This is a genomic window from Sphingorhabdus sp. (genome assembly GCF_023910635.1).
Taxonomy (GTDB): domain Bacteria; phylum Pseudomonadota; class Alphaproteobacteria; order Sphingomonadales; family Sphingomonadaceae; genus Sphingorhabdus_B.
Map to the genome: position 1 here is coordinate 1 of NZ_JAAVVZ010000059.1, position 2,851 is coordinate 2,851.

Annotated in this window: 1 protein-coding gene; it reads right to left on the reverse strand. The window is 53.3% G+C overall.

Annotation, left to right across the window (positions count from 1 at the left end; translation table 11 throughout):
• Positions 1-91: 91 nt before the first annotated feature.
• Positions 92-2,851: TonB-dependent receptor (locus HEQ34_RS14060; RefSeq protein ID WP_366934878.1), on the reverse strand; the 2,760-nt coding region annotated here is incomplete at its 5' end.

Here is a 2,851-nt window from a genome sequence, read left to right on the forward strand (position 1 = left end):
TAGCAGGCGTAAGGTTGGGCGTCAAAACGCGTGGCAAAAAAGAAGGGCGCGGGTTTTACGCCGCGCCCTTCTTGTTGAAATTCTTGAGGGATTAGAAATTGACGGAGAGCCGTCCGTAAAGGAAGCGGCCGTTAAACCCAAATGGAGAGAAGCCCGAATAGGGAAAAAATCCAGCATTCGCTGGGAAACTTCCGCCGGTTGCCCGTGCACCCTGTGGTCGCGCATCCGGATAAACGTCGAACAAGTTATTCGCACCGACTGCTAATTCAATCCGTTCCGCAAATGTGTAGCGCAACTCCAAGTCGGTGATCCATTTTGGACGCAGCACCAAGTCGTCAGGACCCAGCGCAACAAGGCTAGCAGCATTTCCGATGGGCGCCGCTGCATCGGGTGATGTAACTTCACCGTAGCGTGTTGAGCGTGCGGTGATTCCGAAGTCTCCGATCTTACCATCGGCACTTAAAACGATCTTGTCGCTTGGCTGTCCATTGGTGAAGCGTATGCCCTCTACTCGACCGAACAGAACCAAACCGGGAATCGCCGAAAGCGGACCCAGTGCGTTGATGCGCTGATCGATTTTGGTTTCATTTAGATTGTATGCGGCGGTCAGCGTCCAATTGCCGAAATCTCCCGCATCCGCCCGCCAACTCGCTACTGCGTCGATACCTTGCGTCGTCGTATCCAGCCCGTTGATGAAGAAGCGGGCCGCACCGACGCTCTGGAAGCCATTCGCGTCAAGAATAGCCTTCACGGCGGTCTGGATTGCTGCACTACCTGTGCCAGCTGCGCCTAAATTTTCTGTCAAAACAATGCGGTCGTCAATTTTGATGTTGTAATAGTCCAACGACAAACTGAGCTGTGACGTTGGCTGCATGGTAATGCCGAGGCTGAGATTTTTGGATTTTTCAGCTTTCAACGCCTGTGCGCCCAATGCCCTTGCGACGGGGCTGCTAACCGCAACCGTGCTGATTTCGACTGGAAGACCAGAGATGAAATTAGTCGATGTTGTCGTAAAAAACTGTTGGTGAAGAGAGGGTGCGCGGAAGCCGTTCGAGTAAGAACCACGAAACGCAAGGCCCTCTACTGGTTCATAACGCATCGCTAATTTGCCGTTATACGCACTGCCAAAGTCCGAAAAATCCTCATAACGTCCGGCAATCGTGACGGTTAGGCCGTCGAACAGGTCGCCATCAAGTTCGACATAGGCTGCCTTGCTGTTCCGGCTCGCGTCGGTGGCCGCCGACGTGGGGAAGCCCGGGAAACCTTGTGCGCCAACTAAAGCTCCCCGTCCGGGGAAGCTGCACACATTGGTTGCCGCGTTAAACACTCCGGTTTGAGACGTGCAATTGGCAGCCGTTGTTACGAGGGATGCACGAAAAAAGGGCCCAATGGCGAATGATTGCGTATCGCCCGAACGGATTTTGAAATTCTCGTCCCGATATTCAAAACCAACAGCGAAAGAAATTGGGGAGGCAAGACCGAGATCAAATTCACGCGAAACATCCAGATTTGCGGTCAATTGGCCAAATTCAAGCCCACCCGCGTCGAAATCAGTTTGGCTGGCAGGGCCAAAGCTCGTATTAACACTGTTGCGAACCATGTAATCAAATCTGTTATTTCCATATCCGATGGACAGATCAGTGTTCCAGCCACCAACTTGTCCCTTGATGCCAATGAAGCCAGCATAATCTTGAAGTTCGGAATCGATAAATGGAAGGAAACCGTCAGCGCGTAGCGGCACGAAATTTGCTGCGGAAGCCGCTGTGTTGGGTGCCAACACCGACCAGTCGCGGTTGTTTGCCGATGACGATTGCCGATAGTTAGCGGCGCTGAGGCCATCGCGGTGTCCAAAGGAGCCAAAGGCATAGATTTCTAGGGATTCACCAAAGGGCATGCCGGCGCTACCGAAAAAGTTATAATCTTCGGTCTTTGCGTCGCCAAAAATAAAATTGCGGCGGTTGAAAGTGAGTTCTTTTGCATCAAAAGCCGCTGTTGGGCGGTTGTAGTTCGGCCGCAGATCGTAGCCTGAACGATTGGTTGCGTCGCGATCACGATATTCACCGGTCAGATTTATATAACCTTCGCCGATCGGTATGCCGATGTTGACGGCTGCGGTTTTATACTCGCCGTCGCGCGCCTTTTGCTCGCCATCGGTGTTTGCAAGGAAAAATCGGTTATCCGCAGGATTAAGCACGGGCTGGTTGCCGACCGTTTGCAAGCCGGTCACGCGTGGTACACCAGCCATGTCGCTGTAATATTTGCCCCAACTGACGCTTGCTCTGCCGCCATTATCGGCAGTTTTGGTCCGTATGTTGATTACGCCCGCAATAGCATCTGAGCCATATTGCGATGAAGCGCCATCGCGCAGTACTTCGACGCGCTCAATTGCAAGCGCGGGAATGAGGTTGAGGTCGACGGCTGCGCTGCCCCGCCCTACCGAGCCGTTTACGTTCAGCAATGCGGTGACATGGCGACGCTTTCCATTCACAAGTACCAAAGTTTGATCTGGTGCGAGCCCGCGAAGGGAAGCGGGGCGAATAACATCTGTGCCATCGGTAATTGATGGCTGGGGAAAGTTGAATGACGGCACGAGCTGGTTGAGGATTTTGTTTGTTTCTGTCAGTCCGGTGCTGGCGAGCGCATCACCTGAGATCACGTCCACAGGCACTGTACTATCCGCCACCGTACGGTCGGAACGGCGCGTGCCGGTGACGATAATGGCGTCTTGGTCAGTTTCTTCTTCAACGACCGAATCTTGCGGCGCGCTGTCTTGGGCAAAGGCTGGATTTGCCGCAGCTACAAATAGAGCAGTGGTCGAAACCGTCACTGCAAGTGCTGAAATTAGCTTATG